The organism is Thiothrix unzii, assembly GCF_017901175.1.
Classification (GTDB): Bacteria; Pseudomonadota; Gammaproteobacteria; order Thiotrichales; family Thiotrichaceae; genus Thiothrix; species Thiothrix unzii.
This window is the reverse complement of sequence record NZ_CP072793.1, coordinates 872694-891324: the sequence shown is the minus strand read 5'-3', so window position 1 is coordinate 891324 and position 18631 is coordinate 872694. Positions and strand designations below refer to the sequence as shown.

Genomic DNA, 18631 nt, shown 5'->3' with positions numbered 1-18631 from the left:
GTTATCATAGCGGGCTACTTTAAGTTTAAGATGATTTTGGAGACGAATAATGGCCACCTACGGCAGCAATGATTTACGATCTGGTGTAAAAATTATCCTCAATGGCGACCCTTACACTGTCGTAGAAAGTGACTTTGTAAAACCCGGCAAAGGTCAAGCGTTCACCCGCGCCCGTGTCCGCAATCTCAAAACCGGACGCACCATCGAACAAACGTTCAAATCAACTGAAACCCACGAAGGGGCAGACGTTGAAGACCGCGAAATGGAATACCTGTATTCCGACGGCGAAAACTGGACATTTATGGACACCACCACCTTTGAACAGCTTGATGCAGGTGCGACCGCGATGGCTGATGCCGTCAAATGGCTCAAAGGTAATGAAAAGTGCATCGTCACTTTATGGAACGGCGTACCGCTCCAAGTGACTACCCCTAACTTTGCCGAACTCAAAATTACCCAAACTGATCCCGGTGTACGTGGTGATACCGCGACGGGCGGCACTAAGCCTGCCACTTTGGAAACCGGCGCAGTCGTAAAAGTGCCGCTTTACATGGAAGAAGGCGAAATCCTCAAAATCGACACCCGCACTGGCGAATACGTTTCCCGCGTCAAAGCGTGAATCTAACCGCCTTGCAGCAACGCGCTTCTCTGAACCATCAGGTGCGCGTTTTTTTTGCCGAACGCGCGGTGCTGGAAGTCGAAACCCCGGCACTTTCGCAAGCGGGCAATACCGACCCATTCATTGACAGTTTCAGCGTGAATACAGCGCAGGGTTTGCGTTATTTGCACACCTCGCCGGAATACCCGATGAAACGCTTGCTGGCAGCCGGTTCTGGCGACATTTACCAACTCTGCAAAGTGTGGCGGCGTGATGAAAGCGGTAAACGCCATAATCCCGAATTCACCATGCTGGAATGGTATCGCCTCGGTTTCACTTGGCAGCAATTGATGCAAGAAGTCGCAGCTTTATTGCACACATTGATTCCGCACTTGCAAAAGCCTGCGCGTTTTTGCAGTTACCGTGAGGTTTTCCTTGAAAGCGTCCAGCTTGACCCCCATGTTGCCAGCATTGACGAGTTATCCGCTGTAGCACGAGCGCACGGTATCGAGATCAACGGTGAAATGCCGGTGCAGGCGTGGCGTGACTTATTACTCACCCATTGCGTCGAGCCGCAATTCCCTGCTGACCAATTGACCTTCCTTTACCACTACCCTGCCAGCCAAAGTGCCTTGGCGAAAGTGCAAATGCAGGAAGGGCAAGCGGTTGCGGAACGTTTTGAGGTTTATTTAGGCGCGTTGGAACTGGGCAACGGTTATCAGGAACAAACTGATGCTGCGCAAAATCGCCAGTTATTAACGCAGGATGCGCAAACACGCGGCAATGACATCCCCGTGGATGAACGGTTTCTTGCCGCGCTGGAACAGGGATTGCCAGAATGTGCCGGGGTTGCGGTAGGTATCGACCGGATTCTGATGTGTAGGATGCAAGTAAATGACCTGAAACAGGTTATCGCTTTTCCGTGGGAGGTGGCATAATAGCCACCGAAAATCAACGATAGGAGATTGAATGTGGACTTTCTGATTTCTAACGCTCATGCAGAAGGTGCGGCTGCACCTGCCGGTGGTGGCATTGAAATGCTGCTGATGATGGGCGTATTTTTCGCCATCATGTATTTCATGATTATTCGCCCTCAACAAAAACGGGCTAAAGAACACAAACAAATGCTGGAAGCCCTGAGCAAAGGTGATGAAATCGTCACTGGCGGCGGCATTCTGGGTAAAGTTGCGGGCATTAACGATAGTTTTATCGAACTTGCTATTGCTGATAATGTCACTATTAAAGTACAAAAACAGGCTGTTGCTTCTGTCCTGCCCAAAGGCACGATGAAAGGCGCATAGTTTTTACCCCTCACCCCCTGCCCCCTCTCCCTCAAGGGGAGAGGGGGAAACACCCAAATTCTTAGCCCCTCTCTCCCTTGAGGGAGAGGGGTTGGGGTGAGGGGTAACGGGGCTAACACACGGAATCCTATAAAAATGAATCGCTATCCACTCTGGAAGTACCTGATGATCGCAGTCGTGCTGCTGATCGGTATTATCTATTCTGTTCCCAATTTTTTCCCGTCCGAACCAGCAGTGCAATTAAGCCCTAAGCTTGAGCAAGCTATCGACCCGGCAACCATGCAACGTTTCGAGCAAGTCTTACAGGCTAAAGGCTTGACGGTACGTGCCAGTGAAAACGACGGGCAGCAAGCCCTGTTCCGCTTTGCTGATACCGATGTGCAGCTCAAAGCCTCCGAAGCTCTGAAAGAAGCGGTGGGTGATCAATTTGTGGTGGCTCTCAATTTAGCCCCTTCCACACCCGGCTGGTTACGTTCGCTCAATGCCAACCCCATGTTCCTCGGTCTTGACCTGCGCGGCGGGGTACATTTCCTGATGGAAGTGGACATGAACGCGGCCTTGGATAAGCAGATTGAACGTTACGAAGACGAATTCCGTGATTTCCTGCGCGACAAAGACATTAAATACTTGGGTATTTCGCGTGAAGGTGACACCGTATTAACCAAATTCCGCGATGCCGCCAGCCGCGATGCTGCGTTAGCGGTACTCAGCCCGGAATACGGCGATAAATTGCAATTCACTTCACCGCAAGGCACGACCGATTTGCAGGCCAGCATTTCACAAGTGGCGATGCTCAATATTCAAAAATTCGCGCTGCAACAAAACATCACCACCTTGCGTAAACGGGTGAATGAATTGGGTGTTGCCGAACCTGTGATCCAGCAACAAGGTGCGAACCGCATTGTGGTGCAACTCCCCGGTGTGCAGGATACGGCGCGTGCTAAAGAGATTCTGGGTGCAACCGCTACCTTGGAATTCCGTTTGGTGGATGAGGAAAATGACCCGTTCCAAGCGCAACAAAGTGGACGCGCACCGATTGGCTCACAAGTTTACAAAGAGCGTACCGGCGACCCGATTTTACTCAAGCGTAAAGTCATGTTGACGGGCGATTACATTACCGATGCATCTTCCGGTTTTGATGAGAATAACCGCCCTGCCGTACACATTACCTTAGACGGTAAAGGCGCGAGCCGCTTTGCTAAAGTCACTGGTGAAAACGTGCAAAAGCTGATGGCTGTTGTCTTTATCGAAAACAAAATCGAAAGCAAGGAAGTGGATGGCAAACAGGTAAAAACCAGTAAAACCACCCAAGAAGTCATTAACGTTGCCCGCATTCAGGAGCAATTGAGCAAACGCTTCCAGATTACCGGACTAGATTCCCCCAAAGAAGCCCGTGACCTCGCGCTGTTATTGCGTGCAGGTGCGCTGGCTGCACCGGTTTACATCGTGGAAGAGCGCACCGTCGGCCCTAGCATGGGTAAGGAAAACATCGAGAAGGGTTTCAACTCTAATCTGTGGGGTTTCATCGCGGTTGTGTTGTTTATGATCGTTTATTACCGGATGTTCGGGATAATTTCCAGCATCGCGTTGGCTATCAATGGCATTTTCTTATTCGCGCTCCTGTCTATGCTGCAAGCAACATTAACTTTACCGGGCTTGGCGGGTATCGCCCTGACGCTGGGTATGGCGATTGATGCCAACGTATTGATTAATGAGCGTATCCGTGAGGAATTGCGCGAAGGTGCAACGCCGCAACAGGCTATCTTCTCAGGTTACGACCGAGCGTGGGGAACCATTCTTGACTCCAACTTGACGACATTAATCGCGGGGATCGCGCTGTTCTTATTGGGTTCTGGCCCGATCAAAGGTTTTGCCGTGGTGTTGTGCCTTGGTATTTTGACTTCGATGTTCAGTGCTGTCACCGTTTCCCGTGCGATGGTGAATCTCATGTACGGCTCTAAACCACGTCTAGAAAAGATCGCCATTTAAGGGGGCTGTATCATGATAGAGTTTTTTCATTTCAAAAAAGCCATACCGTTCATGCGGTACGGCAAGACCACGACCGCTATCTCACTGGCGACGTTCTTGTTTTCAGTGTTTGCGTTGTTTTACTACGGCTTAAATCTGGGCGTTGACTTCACAGGCGGCACAGTCATGGAAGTGCGGTACACACAAGCCGCACCCATCGACGCTATCCGCGAAACCATCAAAGCCAGCGGTTATCACGAAGTGGCGGTACAAAACTTCGGCTCGACCCAAGATGTACTGATTCGCTTACCGTTGAAAGAAGGCGTTTCCAGTGCGCAGGTCAGCGAAGAAATCATGGGCGTGCTGAAATCTGGCACACCGGATGTCACTTTGAGCAAAGTCGATTTCGTTGGTGGGCAAGTCGGGCAGGAACTGTATGAAAACGGTGGTTTAGCCCTGATCTTGGTGGCAGCGGGCATCATTATTTACTTAGCGTTTCGTTTCGAGTGGCGTTTTGCAATCTCTGCCGCCGTCGCAAATTTGCATGACGTGGTAATCATTCTTGGTCTGTTTGCATTCTTCCAATGGCAGTTTGACTTAACCGTGCTGGCGGCGGTGCTGGCAGTATTGGGCTATTCAGTGAACGAATCCGTGGTCGTGTTTGACCGGATTCGGGAAAACATCCGCACCATGCGTGATGAAACCATACCCGATATTATCGACAGCGCGATTACCACTACTATGTCGCGCACCATCATTACCCACTTGTCTACCCAAACGATGGTAACGGCGATGCTATGGTTTGGTGGTGAAGCGTTGCATAACTTCGCGCTGGCACTGACTATCGGGATTATGTTCGGGATTTACTCATCGGTACTGGTGGCTGCGCCGCTGCTGCTAATGTTTGGGTTGAAGCGCGAACACATGATCCCGAAAGAAGACGAAAAGATTGAAGGGATGAATGCGGATGGTTCGGTGGTTTAAACTGCCGTACCACGCATAACGCATCGACAACAGGCCACCCTTGCGTTTAGGTGGCCTTGTTTTTTAAATAATTGCCCAACTTATCCCGCTCTATCTAACAGAGGAAATACCATGCAGAGAATACGCAACGCAGGCAATTTTTTGGAAAAAGTAGGGGACTTAGCAGTGGAGGCTTTCCACGTACTGGGATTGTTTGTTATCGGCGGTACGATTGTGTGGTCGGCTACCCACGCTTACCTAGTGGATATTATGCAAAAACCCTACGCGAGTCTGGATGACATTCTGCTACTTTTCATTTATCTGGAATTGGGGGCAATGGTCGGCATCTTCTTCCGCACACATCGTCTGCCGGTCATTTTCCTGCTCTTCATCTCCATGACTGCGCTGACCCGTTATCTCGCAATTGACTTGAAAGATTTTGACAATATGAAAATCATCACCATTGTCTCGGCGATTTTGCTGCTGGCGATAGCGGCATTTATCCTGCGCTACAGCGAAAGCAAGGTATCTTCCTCGGAAGAGCTGGGGCTGAAACACCATGATTTGAGTGATACGAGCGGGACGAAGATTTCGTGATGATCTCCATTTTCGGAGCAACCCACCTTGAAAGCGAAGCCCTAAAGTAATAGTCGGGAGGAGCTGATCACATGAAACATGCCATCAGCTATAAGCCCTTAAGATAATGTTAGCTAAAAATCACACCATCTCAACCATGTCGCGGTAAGCGTGCCAACTCGCATACGAAATCAACGGCATAGCAATCACCAAGCCAATATCAAACGTCAAAATCCCCAGCCCAATAATCACCGCAATCGTTGCCGCCCACCACAGCATCACCTTCCAATTAGCGAGAATCGCGCGAATGCTGGTATTGAGTGCCGTCACCAAGCTCACCTTACGCTCCAGCAACATCGGCACTGTCGCTACGCCGGTCACAAACGACACCAGCGCGAACATCAACCCCACCGATAAAAACGCCAACGTAAACAGCCAACCAATCTTGGTTGCCAACAGCAAATTAACAAACCCCATGTAGGTTTGTTCCGCGACAGGCAAATCGCCGAAGAACAGACTCATCACTACCGCTGACATTCCCAGCCACAACAGCATCAGTGTTCCCAGAAACAGCGCGTATAAGGTCAAATTGACCGGATTACGCTGCAATGCCACCGCAGACTGCAAAAACCGGGTTGGTTCGCCTTGAGCGCGGCGGTAACTCAAATCATACAAACCCAGCGCGAGAAACGGCCCCAGCAACATAAACCCGGCAGCTTCCGCCACATAAAAACCGGGATTGTTGATGGAAAGGATACCCATCACAATCCCCACCACTGCAAAAATCGCCCCATACAACAAGCTGGACAAGGGATTCGCTTTAAAATCATCCCATCCTTGGCTTAACCACTTGGGAATATCGGCAAGCGTCACCTGACGCACGGGGTACTCAGTGAACGGCTGTTCGGTGCTAATGGATTGCATAATTATCATTTCCTCCTTAATGGGTTTTCATCATACGAATTCGCCACCCACGATTCAACAACCGTCCCTGTTTAGCCCACCACCACATAGATCAGCCAGCCGGTATACGCTACATAACTCGCCAACAACACACTGCCTTCCCAATGGGTTAAGTGGCCTTGCTTTTTGAAACCATACGCCATAATGAACAAACCAAAAGTGACAGCTAACATCACCGGCCAGTCACGGGTCAGCACTTCCTCTGCCACTGTAATCGGTGCAATTACCCCCGCAATCCCCACTACTGCCAAAGTATTAAACAGGTTGGAACCCACAATATTACCCAAGGCAAGATCAGATTCACCCTTGCGTGCCGCCATAATCGACGAAGCCAACTCCGGCAATGATGTACCTAATGCCACAATAGTTAAGCCGATGATTAAATCACTCACCCCGAAAGCTTGCGCAACACTGACCGAACCCCACACCAGAATACGCGAGCTAACGATCAACAACAGCAAACCTATTGCCAGCCATAACAACGCCCGCTTCAGCGGCAACGGGTGTTCCGCCAGCTCAGCCGACATCTCTTCGCCCAAGCTATCTTGGCGTTGACGCATCGCCGAATAAATCGACCAGCCGACAATGCCGAAGAACACTAGCAGCAACACTATTGCGTCGTTACGGCTGATTTCCCCGTCCCACAACTGCCAGCCTGCTAATAACGTTACCGCCAATAAAATTGGCATTTCTTTACGCACAATACTGGAATGCACCGCAATCGTGGCAAGCACCGCAGTTAACCCCAAAATCAGCGCGATATTCAACGTATTAGAACCGTAAGCATTACCCAACGCTAACGCGGGATTGCCTTCCCACGCCGCAAATGCAGATACGGTCATTTCAGGGGCGGATGTCCCAAACCCCACCACTACCATACCGATTAAAATGCTCGGCATTCCCAAGTGCTTTGCAGTAGCCGCCGCACCATCCACGAATTTATCGGCACTCCACACCAGCACCGCAAGACCCAGCACAATCGCAAGGATCGGCATTAACATATCCAGTCTCCCATCATTAAAACATCGCAGCATCATAGCGACGAAGCCACGAGGTAGAAATTAAACGCAGATCACTGGTGTTATTTGCCCCCTTTGGCACACTGTGCGGATAATGGAAAACATGAAACATAAACTGCAACACTTCCTAAAACTCGAATCCGCCAGCGGTATTTTGTTGGTTATTGCGGCACTCATGGCGATGATCACAGTCAATTCGCCCGCGCAATTTCTTTACGATGCGCTGCTAAATACCCCGGTGGAAATACGCATTGGCGCATTAAACATCGCTAAACCGCTATTACTGTGGGTTAACGACGGTTTGATGGCATTGTTTTTCCTGCTAGTCGGCTTGGAAATCAAGCGCGAAATCGTGCAGGGTGAACTGGCTGATCCCGCGAAAGCCATACTGCCGGTGATGGCAGCTATCGGCGGCATGGTGATGCCTGCGCTGATTTATACCGCATTCAACCAAGGCGATGATTTAGCCATGCGCGGCTGGGCGATTCCAACCGCTACCGACATTGCGTTTGCCTTGGGGGTGTTGTCGTTATTGGGTAAGCGCGTCCCGCCAGCCTTAAAACTGTTCTTGTTAACGCTGGCGATTGTGGATGATTTAGGTGCAATCGTGATTATCGCACTGTTCTACACCGCTGAGTTATCGACTACATCGTTGTTGGTTGCACTGAGCGCGTTGGCGGTACTTTATGCGTTTAATCGACGCGGGGTGCTTTCACTTTCCCCTTACCTATTAGTCGGTTTGGTCATGTGGGTAGCGGTACTGAAATCCGGGGTTCATGCCACCCTTGCAGGTGTATTGCTGGCATTTTTCATTCCGTTGCGCCCTGCTCCCGGCGAACATCACACCGTTGCCGAAAACTTGGAGCATGATTTGCACGGTTCGGTATCTTTCGTGATTTTACCGCTGTTTGCGTTCATGAATACTGGGGTATCGCTGAGTGGTTTATCGCTGGATTCGGTGATAAACCCTGTGCCGCTAGGAATTGCGGCGGGATTATTCCTCGGTAAACCCATCGGAGTTATGTTGTTTTGCTGGCTGGCAATCCAGTTGCGTTTGGCGAAAATGCCGCACCAAGTCGGTTGGGGGGAATTGTTTGGCGTAGCAGTGTTGGCTGGTATCGGTTTCACCATGAGCCTGTTTATCAGCTCACTGGCGTTTGTACAGGGCGATCCGAATTTCAGGGTCGATGACCGTATCGGCATTCTGCTTGGCTCAGTCGTGTCGGCAGTGTGCGGTTATTTCTTGTTACGCTGGCGACTGGCGAAAACGGCCTGATATACTGGTGACTCCATTATTAAAGGCGCGTTGACCATGACTGATACCAAGCTTGCACCCGTTTCTTGCGACACTTTGCCACCGGGTACTCTCAGCGTTGAACAAGCACAAACGCGGATTTTCGACAGCATCAGCCGCATTGAAGCCAGTGAACGGGTAAGTTTATGGCAAGCCCAAGGGCGGATTCTCGCGCAAGTTGTTACCGCTCCATTGGATGTGCCGCCGCACCGCAATTCCGCGATGGATGGTTACGCCCTGCGGCACGCGGATCTTGCCGCCGGATTACCCCTCAAAGTGATTGGCACGGCTTTCGCGGGTCGTCCTTTTAACGGTGCAGTGCAACCCGGCGAATGCGTGCGCATTATGACCGGCGCGGTCGTGCCAGAGGGAACCGACAGCGTCGTCATGCAAGAACACGTACAACGCACCGGCGATAGCATTCAAATCAGCGGCACACTCAGCGTGGGTGAAAACGTGCGTCACCCCGGTGAAGATATGCGCTGTGGCGATGCGGTATTAGTCAACGGTCGCAAATTAAATGCAGCGGATCTCGGCTTACTCGCCTCACTCGGCATCGGCGAAGTGGAAGTATTACGCCGCCCGCGCGTCGCGTTTTGCTCTACGGGCGATGAACTCAAAAGCATTGGCGAAACCTTGCAACCCGGTGATATTTACGACAGCAACCGCTATACCCTCTACGGTTTACTGCAAAATCTGGATGTGGAAATCATTGATCTGGGCACGGTGCGCGATACCCCCGAAGCTGTCGAACACGCTTTCCAACAAGCCATGCAACGCGCGGATGTGCTGATTACCAGTGGCGGAGTTTCTGTCGGTGAAGCGGATTACGTCGCTGCCACCTTGCAACGTTTGGGGCAGGTCAATTTCTGGAAAATCGCCATGAAACCGGGTAAACCGTTGGCGGTCGGCACGCTGGGCAATACCTTGTTTTTTGGTTTACCCGGTAATCCCGTCGCGGTCATGACAACCTTTTTGCTGTTTGTGCGCCCCGCAATTTTACAGATGCGCTCTGAAACCCTGCCACGCACGCCCGAATACAGCGCGATTTGCGACACCCCACTGAAAAAAGCCCCCGGACGCAAAGACTACCAACGCGGCATTTGCCAGCAAGATGCCAACGGGCAATGGCACGTCAGCAGCACCGGCGGGCAAGGCTCACACCAACTGCGCTCAATGAGTCAGGCCAACTGTTTTATCACATTACCGCTTGAATCAGGTAATTGCCCGGCGGGTTGTAACGTCACTATTATCCCGTTTGACGGCTTGCTATAAATCTAAATATAACGCGATAAGCAATGGATTAACTGGGAAAATTTTGCTGATTGAGCGTCGTAGGTCTGGTTGTAAATCGCCAGATCACATACTATAACTAAGGATGTTCAGTGGCTCTCATTTAACACACTTACCCAACCAAAGGAGTTTCCTCCACATGAAACTAAAATCACTTATCGTATTACTGCTGGCAGGCATTTGGGGTGTCGGAAGTTGGTGGTGGTACACCTGTAAAGTCAAAGGTTTCTGCGGGGCAGACCACAATGTCACCCAAGTCGCTGCCGGTACAGCAACAGGTGCTGCCGCATTGAGCGGACAAGCCGCAGCAGATAAAGCTGCCGCCGATGCCAAAGCTAAAGCCGATGCAGACAAAGCTGCCGCCGAAGCACAAACCAAAGCTGATGCAGACAAGGCCGCTGCCGAGGCACAAGCCAAAGCTGATGCCGATAAAGCCGCCGCCGAAGCACAAGCCAAACTGGATGCAGACAAAGCCTCTGCCGAAGCACAAGCCAAAGCTGACGCAGACAAAGCCGCCGCCGAAGCACAAGCCAAACTGGATGCCGCAGCAGGCAAAATCACCATGGAAACCAACGAAGCCGCACCGGATACCGGCACTGGTATTGACCCCGCCCTGATGTATTTCCCTACCGGTTCAGCGAATCCACAATTGGCAGACAGTGCCAAAGCGTATTTTGAAAAAGTGGCTACTTTCCTTAAAGACAATGCCAGCGGCAAAGTTACCATTGTCGGGCATACTGACAATCAAGGTAAGGCTGACAAAAATAAGGCACTCGGCCTGAAACGCGCGGAGATGATCAAAAAGATGTTAACCGATATGGGCGCACCGGCTGATCGTGTTCAAGCCTCATCCGAAGGCCCTGACAAGCCGGTAGCGGATAACACTACCGCCGAAGGTCGTCAGAAAAATCGCCGTGTTGAAGTCACACCTGCCAAATAATTGAGGAATCATCGTCATGTTTAAGGACATTATGGGTCGTTACGACGCTTCCAGCGCGAGTCTGGATGTGATCATTATGCTGGCAGTCGCTTTTCTGCTGGGTTTTCTGTTTTGCTATTTCCGCAACCGCAATCAACAGGAGGACTAAGCAATGAAAAATTCTGATTACACCTTCGGCATTGCCAGCGTAGAAATCATCATTCTGCTGTTGGTTGCTTTTCTTTTAGGCATGTTATTGTGCAGTTTGTTACGCAAGCTAGGTATCTGTTGCGGTAATAATGACAGCGACAACAACGACTACCCTACTCGACGTGCGCCCCCACCGGATCGTAGCGGCGGTTACAGTGCGGATATGCATTCCCTATTGCGCGGCAGCGATGGCGACACTAACCGCAATTCTGGAGCAGGTTCATCTTTAATTGGAGCGGGTTTAAGTGCCGCAGTCGCTGGAGTCGGTGGCTTTGCCAGCAATATCCTGCAATTGGGTGAAGGGCGTAAAGACGACCTGAAAAAACTCGAAGGCATCGGCCCTAAAATCGAGCAAGTCCTCAATGCAGCCGGTATCCAAAACTTCGACCAACTCGCCGCATTAACCCCCGAAGTGATTAAACCGTTGCTGGATAATGCCGGTGGTCAATTCAAAATGCACGATCCTAAAAGCTGGCCTTACCAAGCGGAATTAGCCGCCAAGGGTGACTGGGATCGTTTGAAAGAGTACCAAAACCTTCTCATTGGCGGGCAAGGCGGTTAATCAACACCGTTTCCCCTTCCTCGCAAAGAGATTGTCATAAAATCCACCTACAGCAGTACCCGTGACTGCTGTAGTTTGCCCATAGCCACGTAGCAAATTAGTTGGTGTTTATAAGGGATGCCGATGGAAAATTCTGCAAAAAGTCATTTCAACAGAGCTACTGCTGTCGTTATTGCGCCTACAATCTCCGCCTGATGTTTTAGTGCAAATTCGGCAATGTCAGTGCCCGTTTTGACCGTACTGAGAGTATCTTTCAATCCATTCCAGACTTTACCCAGCAAGTTACGGGCTTCGGGTTTATCCTGTGGCGCGGCAAGTGCTTTGTTCACTTCGGCAACAGCCATAAGTGACTCAGGGTCAAGACTGCCAGCATCCTTGAGCAAGCTACTGATGATAGTGGCGATTTGCTGGCGTTGATCCGTAGGAGTCTGTCAAATAAACTGTGTAACACGTTTTTCATAGGGCGGAGAGCGGAACCCGCTCTTCACCGAACATAAGTAAAAAAGTCTGCAAAGCGGGTTTCCAGTGGTGAATGACCGACCACTTTTGCGAGGCTTCGCGTACCGCCAAATACAGGCTTTTGAGGGCTGAACTGTCATTGGGAAAGATGCGCCGGTTGCGGGTAAACTTGCGCAAACTCATGTTCAGGGATTCAATCGCATTGGTGGTGTAAATCACTTTGCGGATCTCCGGCTGGAACTGGAAAAACGGGATGACATTCGCCCAGTTACCGCGCCATAGACGCACGACTGCTTTGTATTTGTTACCCCATTCGGTGTCGAGGGCTTCCAGTTCGTGTTCGGCTTCTTCAGCAGTGCTGGACTGGTAAATGCGCTTGAGGGCAGCGACCACACCTTTGGTATCCTTGGCGGTGACGTAGCGCAAGCTGGCGCGAACCATGTGTACCATGCACAACTGGGTCAGCGTTTTGGGAAGACCGCGTTGACGGCTTCAGGCAAGCCGTTTAAGCCATCCATGCACGCCACGTAGATGTCTTGTACGCCCCGGTGGCGTAGTTCCGTCAAGACCGATAACCAGAACTTGGCACCTTCATTTTCTGCCAACCAGATGCCCAACACGTCCTTTTCACCGCGTAAGTTGACCGCCAATACCACATGGGCTGATTTATTGATGACCTGCTTATCTTGTTGAACTTTAACGACAATCCCATCGAGCCAGACAATCGGGTAGATATTATCCAGTGCTCGCGTCTGCCACGCTTTAGCTTCGCCCTGAACGGCTTCGGTTACTTCCGCGATCAGCGTATGCGAGATGTCCACCCCGTACAGGCGTTTGATCGTGTCTTCGATGTCGCGGGTGGTCATGCCTTTGGCGTACAGCGTCAGGATGTGTTCTTCCATCCCTGCTAACCGTATTTGGCGTTTTTGTATCAACTTCGGCTCAAAGCTGCCATCACGGTCACGCGGTGTCTCTACCTGCAACTCACCAAATTCGCCTTTGATGGTCTTGTTGCCTTTGCCGTTACGGGTATTGCTGCGCCGTTGCCCGGCTTCGCTACGCTCACCCTTGTCGTAGTTTAGGTGCACATCCAATTCGGCTTCCAAGCTGCGGTTGATCATCCGCTGCAAGAGCTGGCTGTAAAGGTTTTTGACATCAGCAGGCGTTTTGCAATCGCTGAGTAAGTCATCCATGAGTTTCGGGTCGAGGCGTTCCATGTTACTGCTCCTTCTTGGGATTCACGTTATATAGCAGTTACACAGTTCAGTTTACAGTCTCGCGCCGTTGCCCGGCTTCGCTACGCTCACCCTTGTCGTAGTTTAGGTGCACATCCAATTCGGCTTCCAAGCTGCGGTTGATCATCCGCTGCAAGAGCTGGCTGTAAAGGTTTTTGACATCAGCAGGCGTTTTGCAATCGCTGAGTAAGTCATCCATGAGTTTCGGGTCGAGGCGTTCCATGTTACTGCTCCTTCTTGGGATTCACGTTATATAGCAGTTACACAGTTCAGTTTACAGTCTCAAAATCGACAAGAAATCTCAAAATATCTTCATTAAACCCATCATCTTTAGCTGCTGATAGTAATTCATCCCATGGAAGAATACCATTTTTCTCAAGAAGCACATCCAAGTAAAATAATTTATAAGAATATTCCATTAACCAATTGGGCTTTAAGCAGTAATCCCGACCATCTTTTGTAATGCGTAGTATAAAACCAAGCTTCTCCAGCAGATCAATCACATTATTGGAATCAAGAGAGCCTATATTCTTCCCAAGAGTCATCAATAAATCACTTTTTCTAATGAAAATTACATCTTTCAAGTTGTTATTTATTTCTTCATAAGCCATCAAAACTCTTTTAAAAGTAAACTTTTGACTTTCTAGACAAAAATCCCACAATATCTTCAGGAAATCCTCAAATGCACGAACAGATGGCTCAGAAGAGTCGTCGTGTAACAAGGAGTTAAGAGCAAAATAGCAAAAACTTCTCTCTTCCAATAAATCTGGAAACTTCCTAAGTAAATAACGTTGATTCTGTTTGGTATCACAATGTTCAAACCAATTGGTAAGAATTATAACTTTAGTCTGCAAACCAATAATATGACGTATTTGATACAGCCATTCCTCAAGTACCTGTTCATGACGACTATCCACAACTAAAATATAAACACAATTTTCATTAATAAAAGCCGAATGCAATCCATAGGATATTATTTGTCCAGAAAAATCCCACAAAAATAAATCCAACTTATTATCGCCAAAACCCTTAAAGTGAGGGAAATTCTTTTTTAAATCAAGCGGGCGATGAAACTCACTCAACTCTTTGTCGCCAGAATCCCATCCATCACCATTTAATAATGCATTAACTAAAGAAGTTTTTCCCGATCCTCCATTGCCTAGGATAATCACCCTCACGGCATGATTCTCTTCTAGCTCTTCACCATCAATAAGTTGTTTCAGTAAAGTAGGAGAATTAGTAATAGATGTTGAAATTTTTTCCGAACTAGATATTGAAAACTCTTTGGAATTATTATCCCCCAGTAAGAACTTAATGTTTTCAACTAGCACTTGAAGCCCTATAGACTCCAATTGATGAAAAAATGATGACTTCCATCCATCATATTCCTCTGATAAAGCCCCAATACTCCAAAGATCATGCGAATTTAAATATTTTTTATCAAAACATTCACTAGAACATAATATTTCATAATCTGCCAATGAAGATAGAACCCCATCGTGTCCAACTACAATAGTTGCTGATTTAGCAGCGATAATTGCATTTCTTACCGATGACTTCGCATCTACAGCAGATATTTTTGCAGCAATATATGCTGCAACATTTGCTCTAATTACATTTACTATTATTTGATTATCTGTTTTTGCTGCCCTGAAAGCCGCCGCCATATTTGAAGATGCCACATGGGAAAAAGCATTAACATATCCTTTAGATAAGGGTTGCTCTGGACTGTATTGACTAAGCAAAAGTGGGATCTGACAAATCGAATATAAATTATGAACAGTGTTGTGAGGCCAAATAAGTTCAAATGGTAATATTCCTAATGCAGGCAACACTCTCAAAGCATTTCGCCATGCATACCACACTAACGTCTCATGTCCTTTTTCATGGTAAAGCTTATCAAGGTCTTTTGCAGTGGGAAGTTGTGCCATATCTGCTGGATTCGTGATTGGGAAAGTCACATTTTGACACAAATAAATGGGGGATTCAGCGAATTAATGCCCACAAAACTCGGCAGGTTTCATCACTTGCACACCCTGAAACAGGTTCAAATCCAGCAGGTCACTGTCGCTGGAAATCAGAACATCAGCACCAACTGCAACGGCAAGTGTCAGAAACTTGATGTCTTTGGGATCACGGCAACCCGTTTCGATGAACGGCACATCGGCACACAAACGGGTTTTCGCCAGAAAATCCGTTACCCGCTCCATGCGTATTGCCAAAGGGACATAGCGGTTAAACTTGTCACGTTGCGCAACTTCGAGCAATTCCTGTTGGGTTTCTGCTGACACCCACAAAGTGTATTCCTGCAAGCCTTTGTTGAGTGCTTGAGCAGGAACAGAGTTGGGGAAGAAAAACGCGCTGATGAGTGTGCTGGTGTCGATAACCAGATGTTTTCTCTCAACCATTCAGGATGTCATCCAGTATTTCTGGAGTTAGTCCGTTGCGCTGCGCTTCTTCGCCCATTTCCTTCAAGCCTTGGATCACGCTCTCAACTGATGGGGCGGGAGCTTGGCGTTTCTTTTCTAACATGACATACATTGCCAGCAGGCGACGTTTGCTGTCGGTGTCGAGTGGCAGGGTTTGAATCCGGGCAGCTTCTTCCAGTAACTGTGTAGAAATATCGGGTACGGCAGGATGCTCCCTGTCTTTGCGGATCAAGGTGCGGATGTAATCGCTGGCGTTGCTGTATTCGCCGTTGTGTACCCGCTGAGCAACATAGGTTTTCAAGTTGTCTGGCAAAGAAACATTCAGTGTAGCCATAACGCAATCTCAACTGGCAAGTAGTCGATTCAGGTTAGGTAGGTTGTGGATTTGTGTCAATATCTGCGCAAGAAATGTTATGTTTTGGGTCACAAACACGCTGTGACCCTTATCTCATTTAAACCGCCGCGCTAAACGCACCTTTCAAATATTGCACCATTGACAGCACCGTCAATACGGTTGCCACCGCTAATGCCCACAAGCCCCATTCACGCAACGGCATTCCCCACAAATCTTGGTTATACAGCAAGAAAATCAATGCAATGATTTGTATCGCGGTTTTAAGTTTACCGATAAAGGCCACCGCGACTTTGCCACGCGCACCCACTTCCGCCATCCATTCGCGCAAGGCTGAAATCACAATTTCCCGCCCGATAATAATCATCGCCGCCAAGGTCATCCACATTGCACCTTCGCGTTCCACGACCAAAATCAACGCGACTGCCACGATCAACTTATCCGCCACCGGATCGAGAAACGCCCCGAAACGCGATTCCTGTTGCCACAAGCGTGCTAAATAACCATCCGCCCAGTCGGTCAAACCCGCTACCCCAAACACCGTAGCCGCTGCCAACGCTGCCCAAGGTTTATCCAGATAAAACAAAAAAACCAGCAACGGGATAAAGGCAATCCGCAGCCACGTCAACAATACCGGCAGGTTGAACACCATACTAATTTCCATCCCCGTTAAAGCAATCATAAATCTTACGAGCCAAGTCAGGGCTAATCCCCGGCACTTTTACCAACTCATCCACACTGGCACGCTCAATGGCTCGCAAACCACCAAACTGCTGCAATAATACTTGGCGACGTTTCGGCCCTAAACCGGCAACCTGCTCCAAAGGCGACTGGGTACGGGCTTTTTGACGACGGGCGCGGTGTCCGGTAATCGCAAAACGGTGCGCCTCATCGCGGATTTGCTGGATCAAATGCAAGGCTTTGGAATGCTCAGGCAGAGCCAGTCGCCCTGTGCCACGCTCAATAATCAACGTTTCTAAGCCCGGTTTGCGCCCTTCGCCTTTCGCAACCCCGACCACTTCCACGCCTGTCACCTGCAATTCATCCAACACCGCTAACGCCTGCGCCACCTGACCTTTGCCGCCATCAATAAACAGAATATCAGGGCGTTTGCCATCCTGCTCAGTCACCCGACGAAACCGGCGCGTCAATGCCTGATGCATCGCGGCGTAATCATCACCGCCAGTTATCCCATTGATATTATAACGACGGTAATCCGATTTCAGTGCGCCATTCAGGTCAAACACCACGCACGAAGCCACCGTTGCCTCGCCCATCGTGTGGCTAATATCAAAGCATTCCATCCGTGCAGGCGGCGTGGGCAATTGCAACACCTGCTGCAAATCGGCTAAACGCTGCTGCATTCCCGCTTTCGACAGCAACTGCATTTGCAACGCCTGTTCCGCATTGCGCTGCGCCATTTCCACCCATTTGCTACGTTCACCACGCTGCGGCTGACGAATCACCACTTTACGCCCTTGCTTGAGGGTCAACATATCCGCCAATACCGCTACATCATCGGGCAATTCTGCTACCAAAATCTCACCCGGCACATCGTGATTCAAATAATATTGCGCCAAAAAAGCCGCCAACACTTCCGCATTACCCAAGGCATTATCGGGTAAGCTTGGAAAAAAATTGCGATTGCCTAAGTTATTGCCGTTACGCACCGTAAACACTTGCACACTGGCAATCCCGGAATCGCAGTGAATCGCTACCACATCCACGTTACCCGAACTGCCGCTGACGTATTGCTGCTGCGAAATATGCCGTAAACTTTCAATTAAATCACGGTGTTCCGCCGCTTTTTCAAAGTTCAGGGTCATCGCTGCCGCTTCCATTTTCTGCACCAGCTCCTCAATCGCCTCCTGAGTGCGCCCCTGCAAAAACTGGATCGCATGACGAATGCTTTGCGCGTATTCTTCCTTGCTAATCAAGCCCACGCACGGCGCACTGCAACGCTTAATCTGGTATTCCAGACACGGGCGCGAACGGTTCGCAAAGTAACTGTCTTCACATTGCCGCGCCTTGAACAGTTTTTTCATCAGATTCAAGGTCTGGCTCAATGCACCCGCACTCGGATAAGGGCCAAAATACTGCCCCGTCTCCTTACGTGAACCGCGATAAAACTGAATACGCGGGTATTCCTGCTTGGTCGAAATATAGATGTACGGGTAGCCCTTGCCATCTTTCAAACGGATATTGTAATGCGGCGAATGCTGCTTAATCAGATTGCTTTCCAGCAACAACGCTTCTGCCTCAGTGGTGGTAATCGCAATTTCCACCCCGCAAATCTGCTTTACCATCGCATAAATACGCGAATTGGTCAGTGTCCCGCGAAAATAACTCGACAAGCGATTTTTCAGGTCTTTCGCTTTACCAACGTAAAGAATCCCTGCATTTTTATCGAGCATACGATAAACACCGGGCTTGTGCGGCACGGTTTTCAAAAAATCTTGTGGGTCAAAGGCTTGGGGTTCACTCTGCATC

At 49.4% G+C, this 18631-nt stretch carries 20 protein-coding genes and 1 pseudogene; 11 read left to right on the top strand and 10 right to left on the bottom strand.

The genetic code is table 11. The features are described from left to right. Window positions 1-49: 49 nt before the first annotated feature. The 6 genes from efp (at window position 50) to J9260_RS04615 (ending at window position 5427) form a co-directional block, all read left to right on the top strand. Window positions 50-619: an elongation factor P gene (efp, locus tag J9260_RS04640; protein WP_210219877.1), complete on the top strand. Its 570-nt coding sequence runs from the start codon at window positions 50-52 to the stop codon at window positions 617-619. Next, window positions 616-1536: an EF-P lysine aminoacylase EpmA gene (gene epmA, locus J9260_RS04635; RefSeq protein ID WP_210219876.1), complete on the top strand. Its 921-nt coding sequence runs from the start codon at window positions 616-618 to the stop codon at window positions 1534-1536. Before efp ends, epmA begins: the two co-directional genes overlap by 4 nt. A 33-nt stretch (window positions 1537-1569) precedes the next feature. Next, the gene (gene yajC, locus J9260_RS04630) at window positions 1570-1899 is read left to right on the top strand and encodes a preprotein translocase subunit YajC (RefSeq protein WP_210219875.1); all 330 of its coding nucleotides are present in this window, start codon (window positions 1570-1572) and stop codon (window positions 1897-1899) included. Window positions 1900-2034: 135 nt separating this feature from the next. Next, window positions 2035-3888: a protein translocase subunit SecD gene (gene secD, locus J9260_RS04625; protein ID WP_210219874.1), complete on the top strand. Its 1854-nt coding sequence runs from the start codon at window positions 2035-2037 to the stop codon at window positions 3886-3888. A gap of 12 nt (window positions 3889-3900) precedes the next feature. Further along, on the top strand, window positions 3901-4851 hold the full coding sequence (gene secF, locus J9260_RS04620; protein ID WP_210219873.1) for a protein translocase subunit SecF: 951 nt from the start codon (window positions 3901-3903) through the stop codon (window positions 4849-4851). A gap of 111 nt (window positions 4852-4962) precedes the next feature. Further along, window positions 4963-5427, top strand: coding sequence for a phosphate-starvation-inducible protein PsiE (locus J9260_RS04615; protein WP_210219872.1), 465 nt, complete (start codon window positions 4963-4965; stop codon window positions 5425-5427). Between the two features lie 120 nt (window positions 5428-5547). Here J9260_RS04615 and J9260_RS04610 read toward each other — a convergent pair whose 3' ends face one another. Together J9260_RS04610 and J9260_RS04605 are read right to left on the bottom strand one after the other, a co-directional pair. Continuing rightward, window positions 5548-6330: a DUF2189 domain-containing protein gene (locus tag J9260_RS04610; protein ID WP_210219871.1), complete on the bottom strand. Its 783-nt coding sequence runs from the start codon at window positions 6328-6330 to the stop codon at window positions 5548-5550. A 71-nt stretch (window positions 6331-6401) separates the two neighbouring features. Next, window positions 6402-7370 carry a calcium/sodium antiporter gene (locus J9260_RS04605; RefSeq protein WP_210219870.1) on the bottom strand — a complete coding sequence of 323 codons (969 nt, stop codon included), beginning with the start codon at window positions 7368-7370 and terminating at the stop codon, window positions 6402-6404. Window positions 7371-7491: 121 nt separating this feature from the next. On the opposite strand from J9260_RS04605, the gene nhaA reads away from it, so the two are divergent. The 5 genes from nhaA to J9260_RS04585 all read left to right on the top strand — a co-directional run bounded on the left by nhaA (window position 7492) and on the right by J9260_RS04585 (window position 11666). Next, on the top strand, window positions 7492-8664 hold the full coding sequence (gene nhaA / locus J9260_RS04600) for a Na+/H+ antiporter NhaA (RefSeq protein ID WP_210219869.1): 1173 nt from the start codon (window positions 7492-7494) through the stop codon (window positions 8662-8664). Between the two features lie 36 nt (window positions 8665-8700). Then, entirely contained in the window at window positions 8701-9957 is a 1257-nt protein-coding gene (moeA, locus tag J9260_RS04595) for a molybdopterin molybdotransferase MoeA (protein ID WP_210219868.1), read from the top strand. Window positions 9958-10114: 157 nt separating this feature from the next. Further along, complete coding sequence (locus tag J9260_RS04590) at window positions 10115-10915, top strand: OmpA family protein (protein ID WP_210219867.1); 801 nt, start codon at window positions 10115-10117, stop codon at window positions 10913-10915. Between the two features lie 16 nt (window positions 10916-10931). Then, window positions 10932-11063, top strand: a complete 132-nt coding sequence (locus tag J9260_RS18775; protein WP_281419450.1) for a hypothetical protein — start codon at window positions 10932-10934, stop codon at window positions 11061-11063. Window positions 11064-11066: 3 nt separating this feature from the next. Next, window positions 11067-11666 (top strand): hypothetical protein, encoded by a 600-nt coding sequence (locus J9260_RS04585; RefSeq protein WP_210219866.1) that lies wholly within the window; start codon window positions 11067-11069, stop codon window positions 11664-11666. Between the two features lie 143 nt (window positions 11667-11809). Here J9260_RS04585 and J9260_RS04580 read toward each other — a convergent pair whose 3' ends face one another. From J9260_RS04580 to uvrC, 8 genes and pseudogenes are all read right to left on the bottom strand, one after another. Further along, the gene (locus tag J9260_RS04580; RefSeq protein ID WP_210219865.1) at window positions 11810-12010 is read right to left on the bottom strand and encodes a hypothetical protein; all 201 of its coding nucleotides are present in this window, start codon (window positions 12008-12010) and stop codon (window positions 11810-11812) included. A 112-nt stretch (window positions 12011-12122) separates the two neighbouring features. Further along, window positions 12123-13342: pseudogene (locus J9260_RS04575) on the bottom strand (IS256 family transposase). Window positions 13343-13388: 46 nt separating this feature from the next. After that, complete coding sequence (locus J9260_RS04570; protein WP_210219864.1) at window positions 13389-13583, bottom strand: hypothetical protein; 195 nt, start codon at window positions 13581-13583, stop codon at window positions 13389-13391. 46 nt (window positions 13584-13629) lie between these two features. Beyond that, on the bottom strand, window positions 13630-15291 hold the full coding sequence (locus J9260_RS04565) for a Rab family GTPase (protein ID WP_210219863.1): 1662 nt from the start codon (window positions 15289-15291) through the stop codon (window positions 13630-13632). Between the two features lie 63 nt (window positions 15292-15354). After that, entirely contained in the window at window positions 15355-15768 is a 414-nt protein-coding gene (locus J9260_RS04560; protein ID WP_210219862.1) for a putative toxin-antitoxin system toxin component, PIN family, read from the bottom strand. Beyond that, window positions 15761-16123, bottom strand: a complete 363-nt coding sequence (locus tag J9260_RS04555; RefSeq protein ID WP_210219861.1) for a ribbon-helix-helix domain-containing protein — start codon at window positions 16121-16123, stop codon at window positions 15761-15763. The genes J9260_RS04560 and J9260_RS04555 overlap by 8 nt, the downstream gene beginning before the upstream one ends. Window positions 16124-16241: 118 nt before the next feature. Continuing rightward, window positions 16242-16793 (bottom strand): CDP-diacylglycerol--glycerol-3-phosphate 3-phosphatidyltransferase, encoded by a 552-nt coding sequence (gene pgsA, locus J9260_RS04550; protein ID WP_210220711.1) that lies wholly within the window; start codon window positions 16791-16793, stop codon window positions 16242-16244. A 1-nt stretch (window position 16794) separates the two neighbouring features. Further along, window positions 16795-18630: an excinuclease ABC subunit UvrC gene (gene uvrC, locus J9260_RS04545; protein ID WP_210219860.1), complete on the bottom strand. Its 1836-nt coding sequence runs from the start codon at window positions 18628-18630 to the stop codon at window positions 16795-16797. Window position 18631: the final 1 nt, after the last annotated feature.

Coding starts and splice junctions, on each gene's coding strand:
- efp (WP_210219877.1), top strand. CDS start 50: ATGGCCACCTACGGCAGCAATGATTTACGATCTGGTGTAAAAATTATC.
- secD (WP_210219874.1), top strand. CDS start 2,035: ATGAATCGCTATCCACTCTGGAAGTACCTGATGATCGCAGTCGTGCTG.
- secF (WP_210219873.1), top strand. CDS start 3,901: ATGATAGAGTTTTTTCATTTCAAAAAAGCCATACCGTTCATGCGGTAC.
- J9260_RS04615 (WP_210219872.1), top strand. CDS start 4,963: ATGCAGAGAATACGCAACGCAGGCAATTTTTTGGAAAAAGTAGGGGAC.
- J9260_RS04610 (WP_210219871.1), bottom strand. CDS start 6,330: ATGCAATCCATTAGCACCGAACAGCCGTTCACTGAGTACCCCGTGCGT.
- J9260_RS04605 (WP_210219870.1), bottom strand. CDS start 7,370: ATGTTAATGCCGATCCTTGCGATTGTGCTGGGTCTTGCGGTGCTGGTG.
- nhaA (WP_210219869.1), top strand. CDS start 7,492: ATGAAACATAAACTGCAACACTTCCTAAAACTCGAATCCGCCAGCGGT.
- moeA (WP_210219868.1), top strand. CDS start 8,701: ATGACTGATACCAAGCTTGCACCCGTTTCTTGCGACACTTTGCCACCG.
- J9260_RS04590 (WP_210219867.1), top strand. CDS start 10,115: ATGAAACTAAAATCACTTATCGTATTACTGCTGGCAGGCATTTGGGGT.
- J9260_RS18775 (WP_281419450.1), top strand. CDS start 10,932: ATGTTTAAGGACATTATGGGTCGTTACGACGCTTCCAGCGCGAGTCTG.
- J9260_RS04585 (WP_210219866.1), top strand. CDS start 11,067: ATGAAAAATTCTGATTACACCTTCGGCATTGCCAGCGTAGAAATCATC.
- J9260_RS04580 (WP_210219865.1), bottom strand. CDS start 12,010: ATGGCTGTTGCCGAAGTGAACAAAGCACTTGCCGCGCCACAGGATAAA.
- J9260_RS04570 (WP_210219864.1), bottom strand. CDS start 13,583: ATGGAACGCCTCGACCCGAAACTCATGGATGACTTACTCAGCGATTGC.
- J9260_RS04565 (WP_210219863.1), bottom strand. CDS start 15,291: ATGGCACAACTTCCCACTGCAAAAGACCTTGATAAGCTTTACCATGAA.
- J9260_RS04560 (WP_210219862.1), bottom strand. CDS start 15,768: ATGGTTGAGAGAAAACATCTGGTTATCGACACCAGCACACTCATCAGC.
- J9260_RS04555 (WP_210219861.1), bottom strand. CDS start 16,123: ATGGCTACACTGAATGTTTCTTTGCCAGACAACTTGAAAACCTATGTT.
- pgsA (WP_210220711.1), bottom strand. CDS start 16,793: ATGGTGTTCAACCTGCCGGTATTGTTGACGTGGCTGCGGATTGCCTTT.
- uvrC (WP_210219860.1), bottom strand. CDS start 18,630: ATGCAGAGTGAACCCCAAGCCTTTGACCCACAAGATTTTTTGAAAACC.